Origin of the sequence: Ferrovibrio sp. (assembly GCF_041906005.1) — a bacterium.
Lineage (GTDB): Bacteria > Pseudomonadota > Alphaproteobacteria > Ferrovibrionales > Ferrovibrionaceae > Ferrovibrio.
This window is the reverse complement of sequence record NZ_JAYRJY010000001.1, coordinates 3438297-3459423: the sequence shown is the minus strand read 5'-3', so window position 1 is coordinate 3459423 and position 21127 is coordinate 3438297. Positions and strand designations below refer to the sequence as shown.

Below are 21127 nucleotides of genomic sequence, written 5' to 3'. Positions count from 1 at the left end.
CGCGCCGCCGCTCTCAGCCAGAACCTTCGTGATCGCAGCCGTCAAAGACGTCTTGCCATGGTCAACGTGACCAATCGTACCAATGTTGCAATGCGGTTTCGTACGCTCAAACTTTGCCTTGGCCATCGTTCTGTCCTGTTCCGACTAGCGTCCTGTTATCCGACTGTTCGTCGAGGTCCTTGCGGACCCCGTTCGTTTCTTTCCCGGCCTCCGGTTCCGCGTCGCGCTGCCTCAGCGCCGTGTCGCATCACCGTCTGCCGTGTGGACGAATTCACCCCGTGAGGAGTGCTCCGCCCGGTAAGCTGGAGCGGGTGAAGGGAATCGAACCCTCGCAACCAGCTTGGAAGGCTGGGGCTCTACCACTGAGCTACACCCGCCGCATCGCGTCACTTCCGAAGACGTTCCACCAACCCTTTGGCGCATAAGCGCTTTCTTGGCTGGCGCGGAGATGGTGGAGGGGGCTGGATTCGAACCAGCGTAGGCGTGCGCCAACGGATTTACAGTCCGTCCCCTTTAGCCACTCGGGCACCCCTCCGACCGGCCCCCCGATTACCGAAGGGATATCCGTCCGTCAATGGATAAACGCGACAAAAGCACCATCATCGCCCCCTTCCCTCAAAACTTTAGAGTTCGAGCGGCAATGTTGTTGCTTCTACCGGGCGGCAGTATAAGACCCGCCATGTCCAGACGCAAGCCGGATGCCCGGAACCCCAAACGCCCCTCGTCCCACTCCAGCGCCCATGGCGGTAAAGGAGGCAACGATCGGCGCGACCAGCGCCGGGAGGGTGGCCCTGAAGGCCGCAGCCGCCCGGACAAGCAAGGGAAATCGGGCAAATTCGCCCATGGCTCAGACCGCGCAGCGGCCGGCAAAGGCCCAAAGCGCCCCGATCAGGGACGCCGGACTGACCGGCGTGACGACCAGAGGTCCGACCAGAAAGGCGGCCGGGGTTTCGAGCGGGGTCCGGAGAGGGGATCAGGCCGCGAGCCAGGCCGGGATTTCCGCCCTCGCTCCGGCCCGGCGCATGGGCGGGAACTGCCGACATGGCTGTATGGCAGCCATGCCTGCCTGGCCGCCCTACACAACCCGGAACGGTATCATCGTCGCCTGCTGCTAACCCGTGAAGCGCGCGAGGCCCTGGGCGGCGATTTGCCGGCGAATCCGCAGCCAGAAACCGTCGATCGCGCCCGGCTGGACGCCCTGCTGCCGCCCGGCGCGGTACACCAGGGCATCGCCCTGCTGACGGACCCGCTGGAGGACCCGGGCGTGGAATCCCTGAAAGAGCCCCTGGATGAGGCCGGCGACGTCGTACTGGTGCTCGATCATGTGACCGACCCGCGTAATGTGGGCGCCATCCTGCGCTCGGCTGCCGCCTTCGGCGCGCGCGCCGTTATCATCACCGACCGCCATGCGCCGGAAGCCACGGGGGCGCTCGCCAAAGCAGCCTCGGGCGGGTTGGAAGTCGTGCCCCTGATCCGCGTCACCAATCTGGCCCGGGCGCTGGATTTGTTGGCCGAGTACGGCTTCTGGCGGATCGGCCTGGAGATGGAAACCGAGAAAACCCTGGCCGATGCGGTCACCGGTGTCCGCCGCAAAGCATTGGTGCTGGGGGCCGAGGACGAGGGCCTGCGGCGCCTGACCCGCGAGAAATGCGACTTCCTGGCAAAACTGCCGATGAGTGGGGCCGTCGAGAGCCTGAACGTTTCAGCCGCCGCCGCTGTTGCCCTGTACGAGGCGGTACGGGACGGCGCGGGAGCCAAGGATTCGCTTTAAAGACTTGGTAAGTATTGTAGCCTGAGACTGCCGGGAATTTCAGCGCGGGCGGTCTCATGTCGATCTCATTGCAGGAATACGAAAAGTTCTTCCCAGCCGCCAAGGTGATCCGGGATGGACGCAAAATAACGTACATGACTCCCAATTCGGGCTGTCTGTGGCGTGTGCAGTCGTTGCTCACCAAGGAGCCGAGCACCATCGAATGGCTCGACAGCTTTCCGATGGGCAGCAAGATGCTGGATGTCGGCGCCAATGTCGGCATGTATTCGATCTATGCCAGCGTGATGCGCGAGGCCGCCGTTTTCGCCTTCGAGCCGGAATCGCAAAACTACGCCACGCTGTGCCGCAACATCGTCGCCAATAACCTGAGCGACCGCGTCATTGCGTGGAGCGCCGCGCTGTCTGACGTCGAAGCCTTCGACCGGCTTCACCTGTCGCAATTCCAGGCTGGCTCGTCCTGCCATTCCTTCGGGGAATCGCTCGATCCCTATCTGAAGGAGAAGAAGAATCCCTTCATCCAGGGCTGTTATTCCACCACGGTCGACAAACTGGTCGCCAGCGGCGCGATCCCGGTGCCGAATTTCATCAAGATCGATGTGGACGGCATCGAGCACAAGATCGTCAAAGGGGCGGAAAAGACGCTCCAGAATCCCGAAGTTGCCTCTCTTTTGATCGAGATCAACCCGCACCTCGCCGAACACCGCTGGATTATAGACCACCTGGCGACGCTGGGTTTCCACTACGATCCCGCACAGGTGGCCAAGGCCGCCCGGACGGATGGCTATTTCGAGGGTGTGGGTGAATATGTCTTCCGCCGATAAATTTTCCGCCGCCAAACTGCATGCGATGTATCAGATCCTGAACGCACCGCTCAGGACCTGGCCCTTCCCGCATGTCTGCGTTCACAACATCCTGCCGGCAGACTTCTATGCCGAGTTGCTGCGCAACCGGCTGGACGACGACTGCTTCACCCGCCTGGTGGATACCGGCCGCGTCGGCATGGGCTACAGCGGCGCCCGCGCCTGCGTCTTCCCCAAGGAAGTCGATGGCCTGCCCACATCGGAAGAAAAGCGGGCTTTCTGGAAACAGTTGTTCGAGACGTTCCGCGACGGAGAATTCAGCAGCATCTGGCTGTCGGTCTTCCGACAGGGCATGGCCGAGAAGCTGGCCGACAACAACATGACGGTTGCCGACCTGAAGCTTCACAACGAAATGTTCCTGATGCGGGACACCACGACCTATTCGCTGGGGCCGCATACCGACACCCCGCGCAAAATGGTATCGGTGCTGTTCTACATGCCGCCGGATGAGAGCAAAAGCCATCTCGGCACGTCGGCCTATGTTCCGAAGGATCGCAAATTCACCTGCATGGGCGGCCCGCATCATCCTTTCGAGAAATTCGATCTGGTGGCGACCATGCCTTATGTGCCGAATACGCTGGTCGCCTTCCCGCAGACGAAACGCAGCTTCCACGGCGTGGAGCCGGTTGCGCGCGAAGGGGATGTGCGCGACCTGATCCTGTTCGATCTGAAGACCAAGCTGCCCGGCGACTAAGCCGGCATCAGGCGCAGACACAAATGCGGCGGCCCAGCTTATATGCTGACAGGCCGCCGCAGTTTTTTTTTTGAAGCGTCCGCTTACGAGGGCGAACCATCGCCCATCTGGCTTTGCAGGTAATTCTGCAAGCCAACCTGCTCGATCAGGTCGAGCTGGGTCTCCAGATGATCGATATGTTCCTCGGTGTCGTCGAGGATATCGGTGAGGATTTCACGGCTGACGTAATCCTGCACGCCTTCGCAATGGGCGATCGCAGCCACCAGATCAACGCGGTTCTTGCGTTCGAGATCGAGATTGGCGCTCAAACCCTCCGGCACCGTCTCGCCGATCTTCAGTTTGCCAAGATCCTGCAGATTGGGCACACCATCGAGCAGCAATACCCGCTCGATGATCTTGTCGGCGTGCTTCATCTCTTCGATTGATTCTTTGTATTCATGGTGGCCGAGGCGCTCGAAGCCCCAACTCTTCCACATGCGCGCATGCAGGAAATACTGGTTGATAGCGGTGAGTTCGTTCTTCAGCACGCCATTGAGATGCTGAATGACTTTCTTGTCGCCCTTCATCCCGGGGCCTCCTCTGCTGCTGGTCGCACCGGAATCGGTATCGACGCGCTGGGAAGAGGCTTACGCCGCGTTACACGCCGGCTCAAGGGAAATGCTTGAAATTACGAGTTAGTCGCAAAGAAAATCAGTGCGCTGCGCCGTTTCCCGCAACTGATTTTCAACTTCGCCAATTTTGCGTATCACACACAACTTAATCGCCAAAATCGCGCAGCCGCCCAGACAGGCCGCCACGATCAGGGCCGTGCCGATCACGCGGTGCTTTCGGCCTGTGCCATGGCGGCACAGGGCATGGCATGGCCGGCGCCGGCAGCGTTGCCGGCTCGATGCTCGTTCACCATGCAGCGCACATCGGGCACGCATTTGCCGCATTGCGGCCGGTCGGCGAGATGACGATAGACCGCGGCCACAGAGCGGCAGCCGCCATCCAGCGCCTTGCGCACGTCGCCATCGGTGAAGCCGTGGCAGAGACAGACATACATCGCCGCCCCTCCCCTCAATGCACCAGCAGCGACAGCGGCTGTGCCGTTGTCGTGTGAACCGGATTACGCTGTTGCGTGCGATACGGCAGGTCGTGACCGCTGCCGCTCAGGCATTCGGCCAGATCGTCCAGCGCGGCGACAAAATCCTGCACGCCCTCGCGACGCACCAGCCATTGCGCCATGGCGCCGGCGGCATGTTGCGCCCCGCTCTGCAGGGCCGCGACAATGGAGAGGAAGCAGACTTCATCGGCGCACAGGCAGGCGCAGCAGGGCTGGTGATAGACAATGGTGCGCCGGGCATGACGGGTCAGGCCGGTGAGCGCGGCATCCAGCGCCTGCAACGCGGGCCGCGCTTCGGCGCGGCGGAACTGGCGGTCGAATTCCCGCGCCAGCAGCGGCAGTTGCTGCGGCCCCGACACCCAGCGGCGGAAGGCCCAGATCACCAGGCGCTCGCCCTCGCTCAGGTCCTGCACATGGGTCGGCCAGGAAGTACCACGCTCGCCGGCTGCCTGGGAAATCTGCACTGTCACTGCGTCTGCCCCGTTCTTGATAAACAGCCCGCCCAACAATCCGGACTGCAACTCATTCGCAGGATCAGATGTAGCGAAGTTGCGAGTGATTATCAAGTGCTTATTTGCCGCAGACCTGCAAGCAGGTAGGCAAATGGCCGAAATCGCTGCCGCCCTCCCCTTGCCGGCGGCGGCCCGGTCACGTAAATAGCCGCAGAACGAAGCGTTTGCCGGATTAGCTCAGCGGTAGAGCAGCGGTTTTGTAAACCGAAGGTCGGGGGTTCAATCCCCTCATCCGGCACCATTTTCCTCCGCCTGCCCGCCTATCAGCCTTCCAGAACCGGGCTGCCCATGATGAACCAGGCTTGGGCGATCTTTTTCCCGGCCAGTTCGTAAATCCCGATCACGTCGATCCGCCCTTTCCCTTCCGGGAAATTGCGCGTCACCACTTCGCGGTCGATCACCCGGTTGCCGACCGACATGCGGCTGACCAGATGGCCGAACAGGTCGGGCTCCTGGAAGCGCACCATATGCCGTGCCCGGATTTCCGCTGCGCCGTCAGCCAGCAGACGGTTGGGGAATTCGTATATCCGCGCCTCTTCGGCCCAGCAGGCCATGAAGGTTTCGATATCGCGGGCGTTATAGGCATCGAGCTGCTTCTGCACGACGGCTTCGGCAGCCGAGGATTCAACAGATTTGGCAATGGCATCCATGACTGCGCTCTCCGTTCGGGACGCGCACTATAACCAGTCGCCAGACAGTGCTGAATAATGGAATTGTCCCGGTGCAATCGGCCCGGTGCAATCCGGGATGGCCGCGGCTCAGGCGCCGACGGCAGGTCCGTCATAAAGCTGCTGGATCGCCGGCGCGCCATGCTGGAAAGCGGCCAGCACGGCAGGATCGAAATGCGATGGATTGGTGCGATCATCGCCGCGCAGAATCAGGCTCACGGCTTTTTCATGGTTGAGGGCCGGCTTGTAGGGCCGCTCGGACCGCAATGCATCATACACATCGGCCACCGCGATGATCCGCGCCGGCAGCGGAATGGCAACGCCGGCAATGCCATGGGGATAGCCGCCGCCATCAAACCGTTCATGATGATGCAGGGCGGCATCGGCGGCGCAATCGAGCCAGGGATGGCCGAAATCGCGCAGCAGCCCATGGCCGCTGGACGTATGTTCCGTCATCTGGCGATATTCATCGGGTGTCAGTCGGCCGGGCTTGAACAATACGGTCTCGGGCAGCGTGCATTTGCCGATATCGTGCAACTGCGCGCAGACGCCGATCCGCTCGATCGCCTCCCCATCCAGGCCCAGACGGGTTGCCAGCAGATTGCAGACCGGCCGCATCCGGCAGCCATGGTCATAGGTCTCGCCGTCATTGGCATGTGCCAGACGCGCAAGACCCGCAGCAACCGAAAAGATATCCAGCGACCGTTCCACGGCCTTCCGCTCCAAGACTATTGGGGCCTCTTTACCGACCGGCCACGGAGCCGACGGCGCTGCCTGCCGAATCCCCCAGGGCACATCAGAAGCGCCTGCTTTTAGCGCCAAACGACAACAGAAAATTGATCAGGATCAACAAGCGCCGGAATCCAGCGGGAACCGGCTATTCGGCCAACAGCAGATCCTTGGCCCGGTTGATCTGTGCCGCCAGATAGGTCGAGCCACCCTGGTCGGGATGGAATTTCTTCATCAGCCTGCGATGGGCGGCACGAATATCCGCCGGCGTGGCGCCAGGCTGCAATCCCAGGATATCCAATGCCTGTTCACGGGTGAGCGCGCCCCCACCCGGAACACCTTCGGCAGACTCCCCCGCATCGCCCCGGGCCGCCTTTTCCCGCCAATCCTCGCCGATCGTGCGATCGAGATAGGATTCCAGCAATGCCGCGCCCTGGTTGTCAGCGGCACGGCAATCGCGCAGCAGCAGAAGCAAATCCTCGAACGACAGCGATGTCAGGCTGCGGCCGGCGAAACGCCCCTGCAGGACTTCGCCATGCATGCGCCCCGTGGCATGGTTCAGCCGCATGCGCAGCCAGGCGGTTTCCACCTGCGACTGCTGTCCGCCACCAGCCTGATCGGACGGCTGCTCGAAGCCGCTGCGAGCCTTGTGCCAGTCAGGGCCGGCATTCCGGCTGCCCCGCCCCCCGCGGCCGCCGAACCAGCCTCCGAAGGGCAGCAGGCCACGCGGCAAATAGCCCAAGGCAGCGGCACCGGCAGCGCCCAGCATCATGGCCACATCGATGCGCCCCCGCACCAGGAAGAATACCGCCAGACCGCCGCATAACGCCGCGCTGGCATATTTGATCCCTCGCGCCAGCAGGCGGGGATCGGCGTTGACGAAAGCCCTGCCCCCGAGCCAGAGCAGGATCACGCCGACAATGCCAAGAGCGAACCATGCCGCCATGAGGTCACCGCATCTGACCGATCAGCAGCTGTGCGCTGCCGCCGGACCGTCTGGCATAATCCTCCAGGGCCCGGATACCACCGGCCGCATAGACCGCCACCGCCGACAACAAATCGCGCAACATGGCAGCGCTGGAGCGGTCGAAGGCGCAATAAGCGCCGCGGGTCAGCCGCGCCATGTCGCGAAAGCAGGCTTGCGCCTGGGGCTCCTCGCCCTCCTGGAAAGCGAAAATCGGCACGCCAAGCAGGCCAAGCTCACCAGCCCGCCGGGCGATCTCGTCAGGGTCCTCTTCCATGCAATCGCCAACATAGACCAACGCGTTTATCTTGCCTTCACGCGCCTCGGCCAGCGTATGCCGCAGCACCCGTTCGATCTGGGTATAACCTCCCACGCATTCGACCTGCCGCATCAACCGCAGCAGCCGGCGCGTATCGGAGACCCAGCTTGAGGCCCGGCATTCGCCTTGACCGCGGAAAAAGACGAGCTGGATATCGAGACCGCCAAGGCCAGCCGTGGCGCGGAACATCTCGGCCTGAATATCCTGCGCCTCATCCCAGGTCGGCCGGCGACTTGCGGTGGCATCCATGGCAAAGACCAGACGGCCACGCCCGCCCTGCGGCAGATCGGCACGCGGGCTGAGGGCGACCTGGCGCAAAAAAGCCTCGACCTCCCGGCTGGAGGATCTGGCCGGGATCCGGTCCGAATCAGAAGGCTTGCGGCTGTTGTCCACGCTTCGATCTTTCCATGACTTCGCGTCAGGATATAGGTAGCCGGCAACACATTGCCAGAAGGTCGTAATTGCGGTGCGCCGTTCTACGCCGTGAACTGACAATATCGCTGGCCTTGGCAAGCACAATCGTTATCCTGTTCATGCAAAAAGCGGCAGTCAGACCGCCATTGCGAGGAAACGTTAATAACCGGGAGGACTACATGCTCGCGTCAACATTCAAAACCCTGGCTACGGCAACCGTTGCCGCTGTCGCTTTTGCCGGCATCGCCCAGGCCCAGCCCAAATCCCTGACCCTGGGGACGGCTTCGGTCGGCGGGACCTATTTCATCTATGGCGGCGTGGTCGCCACCCTGTTGACCGACACCATCGGCATCAACGTTTCCACCCAGCAAACCCAGGGCCCGAACCAGAACATCATCCTGGTCGATGGCGGCAATATCGAACTGGGCATGACCACCATGGGCATTGCCCTGCAAGCATGGGAAGGCACGGGTGAATGGACCAAGGGACGCAAGTTCACCAATGTCCGCGCCCTCTTCCCCATGTATGATACGCCGTTCCACTTCGTTACGACCGAAAAGACCGGCATCAAGTCGGTGGCGGAAATGAACGGCAAGACCCTGGGCGCGGGGCCGAAGGCCGGTACGCCGGGCACCTATTTCCCGCTGATGTTCGATGCCCTGGGCATCAAGGCAAACTGGCGCTACGGCCAGGCCGCCGACATGCAGAACCAGCTTGCCGATGGCTTGCTGGACGTTTTTGCCTTCGCGGCCGGACTGCCGATCGCGGCCTTCTCGGAAATCGAGGCACAGCGCCCGGTAAAATTCATCACCTTTACCGACGCCCAGCTTGCCACCCTGAAGCAGAAGATGCCGGAGCTGAGCGACAGCGTGATCCCGAAGGGCACCTACAAGACGCTGACAGAAGATCACAAGACCGTCGGGGTCTACAATTTCGGTATCGCCCACAAGGACCTGCCGAATGACGTCGCCTACAAGATCGTCAAGGCCGTGCTGGAAAACAACGACCGCATGGTCAAGGGTCATGCCGCGGCAGTCGAGACCCTCGCCAAAAACGCCTCGCGCAATGGCTTCCTGCCGTTCCACCCTGGCGCTGTGCAATATTACAAGGAGAAGGGCATCGCCCTGAACCCCAAGACCATGCCCTCCAGCTGACCGCTGACGGGCCTGCATCACCGGCATGCCGCCGTCGCCATGGCGGCGGCATGTTCCGATCACCATTCACAGCGCAAGCATTATAAGGGGGGCGCGGAATGGCTGCTGCTCAACAGGCCAATGACGACAAAATCGATCTGGCCGCCGCAGACAATTATGAATTCACGGGCTACAAGCGCAACCTGACCGGTTGGCAGGGACATCTGCTGTTCTGGGTCTGCGTCGCGTTCACGGTCTTTCACCTGCTGATCCTGAACGTGTTCCCGATCGACTCCATCCTGTTCCGCGCCATCCATGTCGGCTGGGGCGGCGTGATTGCGTTCGCCGTCTATGCCCCGTTGCGGGGACGGACCTTAAGCAGCATCCCGCTATACGACTGGTTGTTCATCGGCCTCAGCATCGCCTGCGCCGGCTATGTTTCCTATTACATCGACGAGCTGCAATTCCGCGCCGGCGCCCTGTATGAACCCGGCGATGTGATTGCCGGCGTCGTCGGCACCCTGCTGATCCTGGAAATGACGCGGCGCACGGCAGGTCTTGCCCTGCCGATCATCGCCTGCCTGTTCATCCTCTATTGCTTCATCGGGCCCTGGTTGCCCGGCATGCTCTATCACAAGGGCTACAATTTCGGCTTTTTCTTTTCCTACATATACAGCGACCAGGGCATCTTCGGGGTGACCACGCAGGTCTCGTCCACCTATATCGTGCTATTCATAACTTTCGGCGCCTTCCTCACCGCTTCCCGGGCCGGCGACTACATGAACGACCTCGCGGTCTCGCTGGTGGGCTGGGCACGTGGCGGACCGGCCAAGGTGGCGGTGCTGTCGGGCATCCTGTTCGGCACCATCAGCGGCAGCGCGGTAGGCAACGTGGTGGCCAGCGGCATGATCACTATTCCGATGATGCGACGCGTCGGTTACGACCGTTCAACCGCCGGCGCCATTGAGGCCACCTCATCCACCGGCGGGCAGATCACGCCGCCGGTGATGGGCGCCGGCGCCTTCCTGATGGCCGAGATCACTGGCATACCGTATACCGATATTGCACTGGCGGCCCTGATCCCCTGCCTGCTGTTTTACCTGGCCTGCTATGTACATTGCGACCTGCATGCCGTGAAACATGGCCTGCGCGGCCTGCCCCGCAGCGAACTGACGCCCATCGGGGCGATGATGCGCAAAGCCTATCTTCTGGCCCCGATCTTCGTTCTGATCGGCGCGCTGCTGATGGGATATTCGGAATTCCGTTCCGGCACCCTGGGCATCCTGAGCGCGCTGATCGTCAGTTGGCTGCATCGTGACCACCGCATGGGGCCACGGGCAACATTGGCCGCGCTGGAAATCGCGGCGCGGGAAACCGCCCAGCTGGTGGCGATCTGCGCCTGCGCCGGCATTATCGTGGGCGTCATTGCCCTGACCGGGGTGGGTGGGCGATTCTCGCACCTGATCCTCAGCATCGCCGGCGAAAGCCAGATCCTGGCCATGTTCTTTGCCATGCTGATCTCCCTGATCCTCGGCATGGGCATGCCCACCACCGCCGCCTATGCCGTTGCCGCATCAGTCGTCGCGCCGGGCCTGATCCGCATCGGCATCGAGCCGATCGTGGCACATATGTTCATCTTCTATTACGCGGTCATCTCGTCGATCACGCCGCCGGTGGCCCTGGCCTCTTTCGCCGCCGCCGCCATCGCCCAGGCCGACCAGTGGCGCACCTCGATAATCGCGGTGAAACTGGGTCTGGCGACCTTCATCGTGCCCTTCATGTTTTTCATCAGTCCGTTGCTGCTGGCACAGGGCGACCTGTTGAGCATCCTTTACGTTTTCGCCACCGCCAGTGCCGGCGTGTTCTTCCTGGCCTGCTCCACCGAAGGCTGGCTGAACGGACCGCTGGCCTGGCCGCAACGCATTCTGCTGTTTGGGGGTGCGGTCTGTTTGATCACCCCGGAAACGGTTACTGACATGATCGGCATCGCTGTCGGCGCGGGCATCTGGATAATCCAACGCCTGCGGCACGGCGCCGATCCAGGTGCGAAGATTCCCTCGCCGACCTGAACGAAAAAACGCCGCCGGTTTGCTCCGGCGGCGTTTTTGACACAAAGCCCGTAGGGCGGCTTATTCCTCTTCGTGGAATGCTTCTTCGCGCTTTTTGCGAATAGCCGGCGAAAACACGGCGATCAAAGCCACAACGGCCAGCACCAGCATCGCGGCACTGATCGGGCGCTCAACGAATACCATCGGATCGCCACGCGACAGCACCATGGCGCGGCGCAGGTATTCCTCCATCATCGGCCCAAGGATGAAGCCGAGCAGCAGCGGTGCCGGCTCACAATCAAGCTTGGCGAAAATATATCCCAGCAAGCCGAAAAGAGCCATGAGATGCACATCGAAAGAGGAATTGTTCAGGCTGTACACGCCGATGGCGCAGAAAACCAGAATGGCCGGGAACAACTGCTGGTAAGGCACGGTCAGCATGCGTACCCACAACCCGATCATCGGCAGATTCAGAACGACCAGGAAGAAGTTGCCCACCCACATCGAGACGATGATGCCCCAGAACAGTTCCGGTTGTTCGGTCATCACCTGCGGGCCGGGCTGGATACCCTGGATGATCATGGCCCCGATCATCAATGCCATCACCGGATTGGAGGGAATGCCCAGCGTCAGCATTGGAATGAAGGACGTCTGAGCACCGGCGTTATTGGCCGATTCCGGTGCCGCCACACCCTCAATTGCCCCTTTGCCGAATTTCTTGGCGTTCTTGGAAATCTTCTTTTCCAGTGAATAGGCGGCGAATGAGGACAGCATGGCGCCGCCGCCCGGCAGGATGCCGAGCGCCGAGCCCAGCGCGGTGCCGCGCAGCACCGGCGCCGCGATCTGTTTCAGATCCTTCCACGTGGGCAGCAGGCCACTGATCTTACGAGTGAAAACATCGCGGACCTCGGTATGCTCGAGATTCCGGATGATCTCGCCTAAGCCGAACATGCCCATCGCGACGATCACAAAGTTGATGCCGTCGGCAAGCTCTGGAGTATCGAAAGTATAGCGTGGCGTGCCCGAAGTGACGTCGGTACCGACCAGGCCCAGCAGCAGACCGAGCAGGATCATCGCAATGGCCTTGATCAGCGAGCCATGAGCGAGCACAACTGAGGCGACGAGCCCCAATACCATCAGCGAGAAATACTCCGCTGGGCCGAATTTCAGTGCGATCTCGGCCAGCGGCGGCGCGAACAGGGCCAGCAGGAATGTCGCGACGGTGCCGGCAAAGAAGGAACCGAGCGCCGCGGTGGACAGCGCGAGGCCAGCCTTGCCCTGGCGCGCCATCTGGTATCCGTCCAGTGCTGTTACCACCGATGAGGATTCGCCGGGAAGGTTGATCAGAATGGCGGTGGTGGAACCACCGTACTGCGCGCCGTAATAGATGCCGGCCAGCATGATCAGCGCCGAGACCGGCGGCAGGCCGAAAGTAACCGGCAGCAACATGGCAATCGTGGCGACCGGCCCAAGGCCGGGCAGCACGCCGATCAGGGTGCCGAGAAACACGCCGCCAAGACAGTACATCAGGTTCAGCGGCGTCAGTGCCGCTTCAAAACCAAGTGCGAGATTAGCCAACAATTCCATGACCGCCCCCTCAACCACCGAGCAGCGGGCCGATCACCGGGATCGGCAGGCCGAGGGCGTAGACAAAGACCACAACGGAGAAAACCGTCAACCCAACAGCCAAGACAACCGTCGGTTTCCAACGGAATTCACGACTGCCATATGCACTGAGCATCACGAGGACCGCCGTCGCCAAAGCAAGGCCCGCCGTGCGCACAAGAACACCGAACATGATGCTCGCCACAAGAACCAGCAGCAGGCCGCGCCAGGTGAAACCGCGGGGCCGTTCCTCGTCCACCAGCAAACCGCGGACCGCCACCACCAAGCCGATCAGTACCAGAATGCTGGCAAGCACGACCGGGAAGAAGCCGGGCCCCATCCGCCTTGCGGAGCCGAAAGCATAATCCTGCCCAATCCAGATAAAAGCAGTTCCAAAGGCGATAAACATCAGCCCTGACAGAAAATCTTTCCAACTCCGAATTGGCATGGCTCCCCCACTGGCACTGATACACTGATCCTGATACTGCCGGCGCCCGACCTTGATCAAGGCCGGGCGCCGGTTTGACACATATTATCTACACAATCAGTCGGCGTATTCGCCCGCCGCTTTGATCACCGGCGCCCATTTGGCAATTTCAGATTTCAGGTGGCTGCCAAGAGCTTCCGGCGTGGCGCGGTTGGCTGCGACGGGCTCGGTGCCCAGTTCGGCGAAACGCTGCACCACATTGGGATCCTTCAGCGCCGCCTGCAAGGCCGCGGCCAGCTTGTCGATCACAGGCTTGGGCGTGCCCTTCGGGGCATACAGGCCATGCCAGATCGCGACCTCGAAGCCCTTGATGCCAGCCTCGTCCATGGTCGGCAGGTCGGGCAGCGACGGCACACGGGTCTTGGTCGTGACGGCATAGGCCTTGATCTTGCCGCCCTTGATCTGACCGGTGGTGTTGGTCGTCTGGTCGCACATCAGATCAATCTGGCCGCCCAGCAGATCGTTCATCGCCGGACCGGTGCCCTTGTAGGCCACCGTGGTCATCTGCGTCTTGATCGCGCTCATGAACATCAGGCCGCAAAGATGCGAAGCGGCGCCGATGCCGGCATTGCCATACGACACCTTGTCCTTGTTCTCCTGAACATAGGCGATCAGTTCCTTGAAATCCTTCGGTGGCAGGTCCTTCTTGGCCACCATGGTCATCGGCACGTCGGTAACCAGTCCGATGGGAGCAAAGTCATTGATGCTGTCATATGGCAGTTTGCGATACAGCGTGGCGCTGGTCGCCTGGCCGATATGATGCAGCAGCAGGGTGTAGCCATCGTTGGTTGAACGGGCGACGCGGCCCGCGCCCAGCGTGCCGCCGGCGCCGCCGACATTCTCGATGATCACCTGCTGTTTCAAGGCGTTGCCCATTGACTGACCGATCAGGCGCGCCACCGTATCCGTCGGACCGCCAGCAGCAAACGGCACAACGATGGTGACGGGCTTGGTCGGAAAGTCCTGCGCCTGAACGGCGACGCCGGTAAGCAACATCAGGCCACCGGCCATCAGTGACAACGTCTTTTTCATTGTGTTTCTCCCTGTGAAATGACGCCTTCTAAGGGTAATGTATTAAGCATAGAAGTTTTGCGTTCTGCCAGCAGAACGTAAGGAAAAATCATGCTTTGACGCACCGCAGCATGATGAAAAAACCATCAATCATCAGTGATCAAATTCAGTCCCAGCAACAGGTTGCGGACTTCCTGGCGTGCGGCGGCCTGGGCCATGTTCAACCCGCCGCTCCCGCCTGAAAGTCCGGTACGGTCGAGGTCCATCAGGGTCAGGCCGGATAGAAAAAGCTCACGAAAGATCACCCGTTCCGACAGTCCGGGCAGGAAACGGAAGCCGATCCGCTTCTGCAATGCTTCCAGCACCTGCCCCACATTACGCTTATTACGCGCATCCAGATGGGACAGGCGGTTGCGGATCACCACCCAATCCACGTTCTGTCGGTCACGTGCGAAACGCTGTTTTCGTTGCTCCCAGACCATCACGGCATACCGGCTGGGCTTGAGGACCTTCAGGGTATCGGGGTCGACGCTGGCCAACAGATCGACATCGATGAAACTGTCATTCACCGGCGTCACCAGCAGGTCGGCATAGGAATGGCCGAGACGCGACAGATTGGTGTCGCTGCCTGGGCAGTCGATCAGAATGAAATCGTGCCGCTGTGACAGATCGGCAATCGCCGCCGCCAGGCGTACCGCCTCGTCGGCCTCGGCCTCGGGTTTCAGCGGATTGTCGCTCTCGCCCACCACCACATGTTCGGGCATGGCCAGGTTCAGGCCATGACGGGCAATAAAAGCGGCGCGGTTCTCCAGATAGCGACTGAGCGTGCGCTGCTTGGCATCAAGGTCGATGGCGGCAATCCGTCCGCCTTCCAGCAGCAGGGCGATGAGGATATGCATCGCCGTGGTGGATTTTCCCGAGCCGCCTTTTTCATTGCCGACGACGATGATGCGCGCCCGCGCCTGAGCGTCCATGATACCCCCGGAATCAGATGACGCTTGGTATTACAGCAGACCTAGGTCGCGCAACTGCGCCGCCATCTCGGGCGGCATGTCGGCCGCGCCTTTGCCCAGATCGGCCAGATCGGGCGGCGCATCCTCGGCTTCCAGGTAACGCCAGCCCTGATGCGGCCGGCGCGGCTGCGGCACCACCGGGATCAATTCGCTTTTCATCACGATGCCGCAATGCGGGCCCCTGCCTTCCAGCACCGCCTCTTCCAGCCGCACGATGGGGCAGCGCACCGCGATATAGCCCTTCACGATCCAGTAGAGGGATCCGCCAGCCAGCACTTCTTCGGCCCGCTTGGGCATGTGCCGGGTGTAATGGGTGAAGGTCTTGCCCTGTTTGCGGCGGATCTTGATGCGCTCGCGGAAATGCTCGACGCTTTCAATACCGACCGCGATTTTCAACAGATGTACCGGCACGGCCGGCTCACAGGCATTTCGATTTGAGAGCGCGCGCCACCCGCGAAACGGGCGTCCGACCAAGGCGATCGGATATCCACCACGCCGTCTGCACCAGTTTCTTCATATCCACGCCGGTTTCGATCCCCAAGCCATCCAGCATGTAAACCAGATCCTCGGTCGCCACGTTGCCAGTGGCCCCTGGCGCGTAGGGACAACCGCCCAGGCCCGCCACCGAGGCATCATGCCGCGCCACGCCGCATTCCAGCGCCGCAAGCGTGTTGGCCAGAGCCTGACCGTATGTGTCGTGGAAATGACCACCCAGGACTTCCAGCGGCACCTGCGCGGCGCAGGCCTCGATCATCGCCTTCACCTTGCCCGGCGTACCCACACCGATGGTGTCGCCCAGGCCGATATCGTCGCACCCCAGATCGTACATCATCTTCACGACCTTGGCGGTCTGTTGCGGCGCGATGGCGCCTTCGAAGGGGCATCCGACCACAACGGAGACGAAGCCGCGCACCTTCACGCCATCGCGTTTGGCGGCTTCCACCACCGGACGGAAACGCTCGATGCTCTCACTGATGCTGCAATTGATGTTCTTCTGCGAGAAACTTTCGCTGGCGGCGGCGAAGATGCCAACTGCCTCGGCGCCAGCCGCCCGAGCCCCCTCATAGCCCTTCATGTTGGGCGTCAACACCTGATAGATCACGCCGGGCCGGCGTTTCAACTGGGCCATCACTTCGTTATGATCGCCCATCTGCGGTACCCATTTGGGCGAGACGAAGCTGGTGGCCTCGATATGGGTCAGGCCGCAATCGGCCAGGCGGTCGATCAACTCAACCTTCACCTCGGTCGGCACCACGCCCGGCTCGTTCTGCAGGCCATCACGCGGCCCGGCTTCCCACAGGATGATCCGCTGCGGCATTGCCATGGCTCAGTCCTCGGTTTCCAGATTCAGCAATACGGCGCCCTCGGCCACCTGATCGCCCGCCAGGAATGGCAGCTTGGTGACCGTGCCGCGTGCGGGTGCGCTGATCGTGTGCTCCATCTTCATGGCTTCCAGGATCAGCAGCGGCTGGCCCTTTTCCACCTTGGCGCCTTCGGTCACCAGCACTTGCACGACCTTGCCCGGCATCGGTGCGGTCAACTGGCCACCACCACCCTCCTCCGCATCACCAGCCGCGCGGGGGTCGATGATGGTCAGGCGATGGCTCTCGCCCGGCAACAGCACCACGATGTCGTCATTCTGCCGCACGATACCGGCACGCAGACGGCGGCCTTCGATGACGGCATCCAGACCGCCATCGCCATCGAGGTTGCCCTGCACCACCAGACTGCTTTCCGGCCCATGCACGCGCAGATCGCCATCGGGCAGGTATTCGATGCGACAATGAATATCGGAATCGCGGTCGCGCAGAATCAGTTCATCCCAGCCCTGGTCGTTCATGCGCCAGCCATTCACGGCGGCCCAGGGCGACCAGGGATCGCCACTCTGCGCCGATTGCCGCGCCACCGCCTCACGACGCTCCAGCGTCACGGCCAGAGCGACCAGCGCCAGGATCATGGTGGAGGCCGGTTGCGGCGTCGGGATCAGGTCAGCACGGAAACGCTCGATGAAGCCGGTATCCAGATCGCCGGCCATGAAGGCCGGATGGCCGGCCAGAGCGATCAGGAAAGCCGTGTTGGTGGCCACGCCGGCCACCTGGTATTCCGCCAGCGCCTGGCGCATGCGGCGCAAGGCGGAAAGCCGATCGCGGTCCCATACGATCAGCTTGGCGATCATCGGATCGTAATAGGGTGTGACTGCATCGCCCTCACGCACGCCGGTATCGACCCGAACATGAGCATCCTCCGCCGGAGGGCGCAGGCGGTGCAGCGTGCCGACCGAAGGCAGGAAATTCTTCTGCGGATCTTCGGCGTAGATACGCGCCTCGACGGCGTGACCATCGATGACGAGGTCTTTTTGGGCCAACGGCAGGCGTTCGCCAGATGCGACCCGCAATTGCCATTCCACCAGATCCTGCCCGGTGATCATCTCGGTCACCGGATGCTCCACCTGCAGGCGGGTGTTCATTTCCATGAAATAGAAACGGTCCGGCTTCAGACCCTCGGAAACATCGGCGATGAACTCCACCGTGCCGGCGCCGACATAGCCAATCGCCTTGGCCGCGGCTACGGCGGCCTCGCCCATTGCGCTCCGCATGGCTGGTGGCATATCAGGCGCCGGGGCCTCTTCCAGCACTTTCTGGTGGCGACGCTGCACCGAGCAGTCGCGCTCGAACAGATGCACGGCATTGCCATGGCTGTCGGCGAAGACCTGAATTTCGATATGGCGCGGCTTCACCAGATATTTTTCCAGCAGAACCTTGTCATCGCCGAAGGCGTTGGCCGCCTCGCGCTGCGCCCCGGCAAGGGCGGCGGCGAAATCCTTGGGCGCATCCACGCGACGCATCCCCTTGCCGCCGCCGCCAGCCACGGCCTTGATCAGCACGGGATAACCGATGCGTTCGGCTTCCTTCGCCAGCAATTCGGGCGACTGGTCATCGCCGTGATAGCCCGGCACCACGGGTACCTTGGCCTTTTCCATCAGCGCCTTCGCCGCGCCTTTCAGGCCCATCGCCTCGATGGCCGAGGGCGGCGGGCCGATGAAAACCAGCCCGGCTTCGGCACAGGCTTTGGCAAAGCCGGAATTCTCGGACAGGAAACCATAGCCCGGATGGATCGCCTGCGCGCCGGTGAGCTTTGCGGCATTGATAACCCGCTCGGCCACCAGATAGCTGTCGCGCACGGCGGCGCCACCGATATGCACGGCCTCGTCGGCCATGGCGACGTGACGCGCCTTGGCATCGGCATCGGAATAGACAGCCACGGTGGCCACGCCCAGCCGCTTGGCGGTGCGGATGACCCGGCAGGCGATCTCGCCGCGATTAGCGATCAGAATCTTGCGGAACACGCGCTCAACTCCACTCAGGTCGTCCAGTTCGGCTTGCGCTTCTCAAAGAAAGCGGCGAGCCCCTCCTGCCCTTCCGCACTGGCGCGGCGGTCAGCGATGTTACGGGCGGTGAATTCCATGATCTCTTCATCGACGCTACGGTTGGCGACACGCCCGATCAGCACCTTGCTGTCGCGGATCGCGCCCGGCGCGCCCTGCAGCAGCGCGCCGATCAATTCGACGCCCCGCGTCTCCAGCGCACCTTCATCCGCAACCACCTCATGCACCAGACCGATGCGGCATGCCTCATCCGCGCCAAAGCGTTCGCCGGTGAGGAAATAGCGCCGGGCCTGCCGCGCACCGATGGCGGCAACCACATAGGGCGAGATGGTGGCGGGCGTCAGACCCAGCCGCACTTCCGTCAGCGCGAACTGGGCTGCCTTGGTGGCCACCACGATATCGGCACCCGAGGCCAGTCCGGTACCGCCGGCCATGCAGTTACCCTGCACCAGTGCCAGCACCGCCTGCGGCAGGTCGTTCAGGTTTTTCAGCATGCGCGCCATGTTCAGCGTGCTGGCGCGGTTCTGCTCAGGCGTGGCCTGGCCGGACTTGCGCATCCAGTCGAGATCACCGCCGGCGGAAAAGCTCTTGCCCGCGCCGCGTAGCACCACCACGCGCACATCCTTGCGGCTGGCCAGGTCGGCCCAGATCGCGCCCAGCCGCTGCACCACATCGTCGTTGAACGCATTGTGAATGTGCGGCCGGTTCAGCGTGACCGTGGCAACGCCGCGCGGGTCGATTTCCAGCAGAACCAGTTCCTGCGTCTCGCTCATGACGTTCCCTGCCCTTACATTCTGAACACGCCGAACTTCGTCGGCTCGATCGGTGCGTTATGGGCCATGCTGAGGCCAAGGCCGAGCACGGTACGGGTATCCGCCGGGTCAATGATGCCGTCGTCCCACAAACGCGCCGAGGCATAATATGGATGCCCCTGACGATCATACTGGGCGCGGATCGGATTCTTGAACGCTTCTTCCTCGTCCCTGCTCCAGGCGCCGCCCGAAGCCTCGATGCCGTCTCGCTTCACGGTCGCCAACACGCTGGCCGCCTGCTCGCCGCCCATCACCGAGATGCGCGCATTCGGCCACATGAACAGCAGACGCGGCGAATAAGCCCGGCCACACATGCCATAATTGCCCGCGCCATAAGAACCGCCGATGATCACCGTGAATTTCGGTACCTTCGCGCAGGATACCGCCGTCACCAGCTTGGCGCCGTCGCGCGCGATGCCACCGGACTCGTATTTCTTGCCAACCATGAAGCCGGTGATGTTCTGCAGGAACAGCAGCGGGATGTTGCGCTGGCAGCACAATTCGATGAAATGCGCCCCCTTCAGGGCGCTTTCCGAGAACAGGATGCCGTTATTGGCAATGATGCCGACCGGATAGCCGTGGATGCGGGCAAAACCACAGACCAGCGTGGTGCCGTAGAGCTTTTTGAACTCATCCAGTTCGGAATCGTCCACGATACGGGCGATGATCTCACGCACGTCAAACGGAATGCGGCCATCCTTCGGGATCACACCGTAAAGCTCGGCCGGATCGTAGCGCGGCGGCAATGGTGGGCGGATATCGCCCGAAACCTGTTTGACGCTGTTGAGGTTTCCGATGATGCGACGCGCCAGGCCCAGGGCGTGAGCGTCGTTCATGGCGTAATGGTCGCTGACCCCCGAGACGCGGGCATGCACATCGGCGCCGCCCAGTTCCTCGGCCGAGACGATCTCGCCCGTGGCGGCTTTCACCAGCGGCGGACCGCCCAGGAAGATGGTGCCCTGATTGCGCACGATGATCGACTCGTCCGACATCGCCGGCACATAGGCGCCGCCCGCGGTGCAGGAACCCATCACCACGGCGATCTGCGGGATGCCGTCGGCCGACATATTGGCCTGGTTGTAGAAAATGCGGCCGAAATGTTCGCGGTCGGGGAACACGTCGTCCCAGGTCGGCAGATTCGCACCACCGGAATCGACCAGATAGAGACAGGGCAGACGGTTCTGCCAGGCGATTTCCTGTGCCCGCAGATGTTTTTTCACCGTCATCGGGAAATACGTGCCACCCTTCACGGTAGCATCATTACAGACGATGACACACTCGCGGCCCATCACCCGGCCGATGCCGGTGATTACACCGGCGGCATGGATGTCGCCGCCATACATGTCCCAGGCGGCGAACTGGCTGAGTTCAAGGAACGGCGAGCCCGGATCCAGCAGGGTGCGGACCCGCTCGCGCGGCAGCAACTTGCCGCGGGCGAGATGCTTTTCGCGGGCCTTGTCGCCCCCGCCCTGCTTGATCAGCCGGACCTTGGCTTTGAGATCGTCGACCAGCGCCTGCATCTGGGCCGCGTTATCGCGGAAGGCTGCCGAACGGGTATCGAGTTGGCTGGTTAGCGCGCTCATGACCTTGGCGTTCT

23 protein-coding genes and 3 tRNA genes are annotated in these 21127 nt (G+C 62.1%); 6 read left to right on the top strand and 20 right to left on the bottom strand.

Features of this window, described 5'->3' with window-relative positions:
• The 3 genes from ACE3OO_RS17065 to ACE3OO_RS17055 all read right to left on the bottom strand — a co-directional run.
• Positions 1-126: GTP-binding protein (locus ACE3OO_RS17065; protein WP_374304638.1), on the bottom strand; the 126-nt coding region annotated here is incomplete at its 3' end.
• A gap of 177 nt (positions 127-303) precedes the next feature.
• A tRNA-Gly gene (locus tag ACE3OO_RS17060) sits at positions 304-377 on the bottom strand.
• Between the two features lie 72 nt (positions 378-449).
• Positions 450-535: transfer RNA gene (locus ACE3OO_RS17055), tRNA-Tyr, on the bottom strand.
• Between the two features lie 39 nt (positions 536-574).
• Here ACE3OO_RS17055 and rlmB point away from each other — a divergent pair.
• The 3 genes from rlmB (at position 575) to ACE3OO_RS17040 (ending at position 3325) form a co-directional block, all read left to right on the top strand.
• A complete protein-coding gene (rlmB, locus tag ACE3OO_RS17050; protein ID WP_374304637.1) occupies positions 575-1771 on the top strand; it encodes a 23S rRNA (guanosine(2251)-2'-O)-methyltransferase RlmB in 1197 nt (398 codons plus the stop codon).
• A 134-nt stretch (positions 1772-1905) separates the two neighbouring features.
• Entirely contained in the window at positions 1906-2592 is a 687-nt protein-coding gene (locus ACE3OO_RS17045) for an FkbM family methyltransferase (protein WP_374304636.1), read from the top strand.
• On the top strand, positions 2576-3325 hold the full coding sequence (locus tag ACE3OO_RS17040; protein ID WP_374304635.1) for a hypothetical protein: 750 nt from the start codon (positions 2576-2578) through the stop codon (positions 3323-3325). The genes ACE3OO_RS17045 and ACE3OO_RS17040 overlap by 17 nt, the downstream gene beginning before the upstream one ends.
• Before the next feature lie 83 nt (positions 3326-3408).
• Here the strand turns inward: ACE3OO_RS17040 and bfr are convergent, their stop codons facing one another.
• The 4 genes from bfr to ACE3OO_RS17020 form a co-directional block, all read right to left on the bottom strand.
• Positions 3409-3891, bottom strand: coding sequence for a bacterioferritin (bfr, locus tag ACE3OO_RS17035; protein WP_374304634.1), 483 nt, complete (start codon positions 3889-3891; stop codon positions 3409-3411).
• A 108-nt stretch (positions 3892-3999) separates the two neighbouring features.
• Positions 4000-4143 carry a hypothetical protein gene (locus ACE3OO_RS17030; protein WP_374304633.1) on the bottom strand — a complete coding sequence of 48 codons (144 nt, stop codon included), beginning with the start codon at positions 4141-4143 and terminating at the stop codon, positions 4000-4002.
• Positions 4140-4370, bottom strand: a complete 231-nt coding sequence (locus ACE3OO_RS17025) for a bacterioferritin-associated ferredoxin (RefSeq protein ID WP_374304632.1) — start codon at positions 4368-4370, stop codon at positions 4140-4142. Before ACE3OO_RS17025 ends, ACE3OO_RS17030 begins: the two co-directional genes overlap by 4 nt.
• A gap of 14 nt (positions 4371-4384) precedes the next feature.
• A complete protein-coding gene (locus ACE3OO_RS17020; protein WP_374304631.1) occupies positions 4385-4900 on the bottom strand; it encodes a hypothetical protein in 516 nt (171 codons plus the stop codon).
• A gap of 208 nt (positions 4901-5108) precedes the next feature.
• Between ACE3OO_RS17020 and ACE3OO_RS17015 the strand changes: the two genes are divergently transcribed.
• Positions 5109-5183, top strand: a tRNA-Thr gene (locus ACE3OO_RS17015).
• A 22-nt stretch (positions 5184-5205) separates the two neighbouring features.
• Here ACE3OO_RS17015 and ACE3OO_RS17010 read toward each other — a convergent pair.
• The 4 genes from ACE3OO_RS17010 to ACE3OO_RS16995 all read right to left on the bottom strand — a co-directional run bounded on the left by ACE3OO_RS17010 (position 5206) and on the right by ACE3OO_RS16995 (position 7940).
• Positions 5206-5592 (bottom strand): nuclear transport factor 2 family protein, encoded by a 387-nt coding sequence (locus ACE3OO_RS17010; RefSeq protein WP_374304630.1) that lies wholly within the window; start codon positions 5590-5592, stop codon positions 5206-5208.
• Between the two features lie 108 nt (positions 5593-5700).
• Positions 5701-6321 (bottom strand): HD-GYP domain-containing protein, encoded by a 621-nt coding sequence (locus ACE3OO_RS17005; RefSeq protein WP_374304629.1) that lies wholly within the window; start codon positions 6319-6321, stop codon positions 5701-5703.
• A gap of 166 nt (positions 6322-6487) precedes the next feature.
• Entirely contained in the window at positions 6488-7285 is a 798-nt protein-coding gene (locus ACE3OO_RS17000; RefSeq protein WP_374304628.1) for a DnaJ domain-containing protein, read from the bottom strand.
• A gap of 4 nt (positions 7286-7289) precedes the next feature.
• Positions 7290-7940: a VWA domain-containing protein gene (locus ACE3OO_RS16995; RefSeq protein ID WP_374304627.1), complete on the bottom strand. Its 651-nt coding sequence runs from the start codon at positions 7938-7940 to the stop codon at positions 7290-7292.
• A 275-nt stretch (positions 7941-8215) separates the two neighbouring features.
• Between ACE3OO_RS16995 and ACE3OO_RS16990 the strand changes: the two genes are divergently transcribed.
• Positions 8216-9190: a TAXI family TRAP transporter solute-binding subunit gene (locus ACE3OO_RS16990; RefSeq protein WP_374304626.1), complete on the top strand. Its 975-nt coding sequence runs from the start codon at positions 8216-8218 to the stop codon at positions 9188-9190.
• Positions 9191-9288: 98 nt separating this feature from the next.
• Complete coding sequence (locus ACE3OO_RS16985) at positions 9289-11238, top strand: TRAP transporter permease (RefSeq protein WP_374304625.1); 1950 nt, start codon at positions 9289-9291, stop codon at positions 11236-11238.
• Positions 11239-11298: 60 nt separating this feature from the next.
• On the opposite strand, the gene ACE3OO_RS16980 is transcribed toward ACE3OO_RS16985, so the two are convergent.
• From ACE3OO_RS16980 to ACE3OO_RS16940, 9 genes are all read right to left on the bottom strand, one after another.
• Positions 11299-12804 carry a tripartite tricarboxylate transporter permease gene (locus ACE3OO_RS16980; protein ID WP_374304624.1) on the bottom strand — a complete coding sequence of 502 codons (1506 nt, stop codon included), beginning with the start codon at positions 12802-12804 and terminating at the stop codon, positions 11299-11301.
• A gap of 10 nt (positions 12805-12814) precedes the next feature.
• Positions 12815-13330, bottom strand: a complete 516-nt coding sequence (locus ACE3OO_RS16975) for a tripartite tricarboxylate transporter TctB family protein (protein WP_374304623.1) — start codon at positions 13328-13330, stop codon at positions 12815-12817.
• A gap of 36 nt (positions 13331-13366) precedes the next feature.
• Positions 13367-14341 carry a tripartite tricarboxylate transporter substrate binding protein BugD gene (locus ACE3OO_RS16970; protein WP_374304622.1) on the bottom strand — a complete coding sequence of 325 codons (975 nt, stop codon included), beginning with the start codon at positions 14339-14341 and terminating at the stop codon, positions 13367-13369.
• A 125-nt stretch (positions 14342-14466) separates the two neighbouring features.
• On the bottom strand, positions 14467-15294 hold the full coding sequence (locus ACE3OO_RS16965; RefSeq protein ID WP_374304621.1) for a division plane positioning ATPase MipZ: 828 nt from the start codon (positions 15292-15294) through the stop codon (positions 14467-14469).
• A 30-nt stretch (positions 15295-15324) separates the two neighbouring features.
• The gene (locus ACE3OO_RS16960) at positions 15325-15744 is read right to left on the bottom strand and encodes a DUF1489 family protein (RefSeq protein WP_374304620.1); all 420 of its coding nucleotides are present in this window, start codon (positions 15742-15744) and stop codon (positions 15325-15327) included.
• A 7-nt stretch (positions 15745-15751) separates the two neighbouring features.
• Positions 15752-16657, bottom strand: a complete 906-nt coding sequence (locus ACE3OO_RS16955) for a hydroxymethylglutaryl-CoA lyase (protein WP_374304619.1) — start codon at positions 16655-16657, stop codon at positions 15752-15754.
• A 3-nt stretch (positions 16658-16660) separates the two neighbouring features.
• Entirely contained in the window at positions 16661-18679 is a 2019-nt protein-coding gene (locus ACE3OO_RS16950; RefSeq protein WP_374304618.1) for an acetyl-CoA carboxylase biotin carboxylase subunit, read from the bottom strand.
• Between the two features lie 14 nt (positions 18680-18693).
• The gene (locus tag ACE3OO_RS16945; RefSeq protein ID WP_374304617.1) at positions 18694-19491 is read right to left on the bottom strand and encodes an enoyl-CoA hydratase-related protein; all 798 of its coding nucleotides are present in this window, start codon (positions 19489-19491) and stop codon (positions 18694-18696) included.
• A gap of 14 nt (positions 19492-19505) precedes the next feature.
• Entirely contained in the window at positions 19506-21113 is a 1608-nt protein-coding gene (locus ACE3OO_RS16940) for a carboxyl transferase domain-containing protein (RefSeq protein ID WP_374304616.1), read from the bottom strand.
• Positions 21114-21127: the final 14 nt, after the last annotated feature.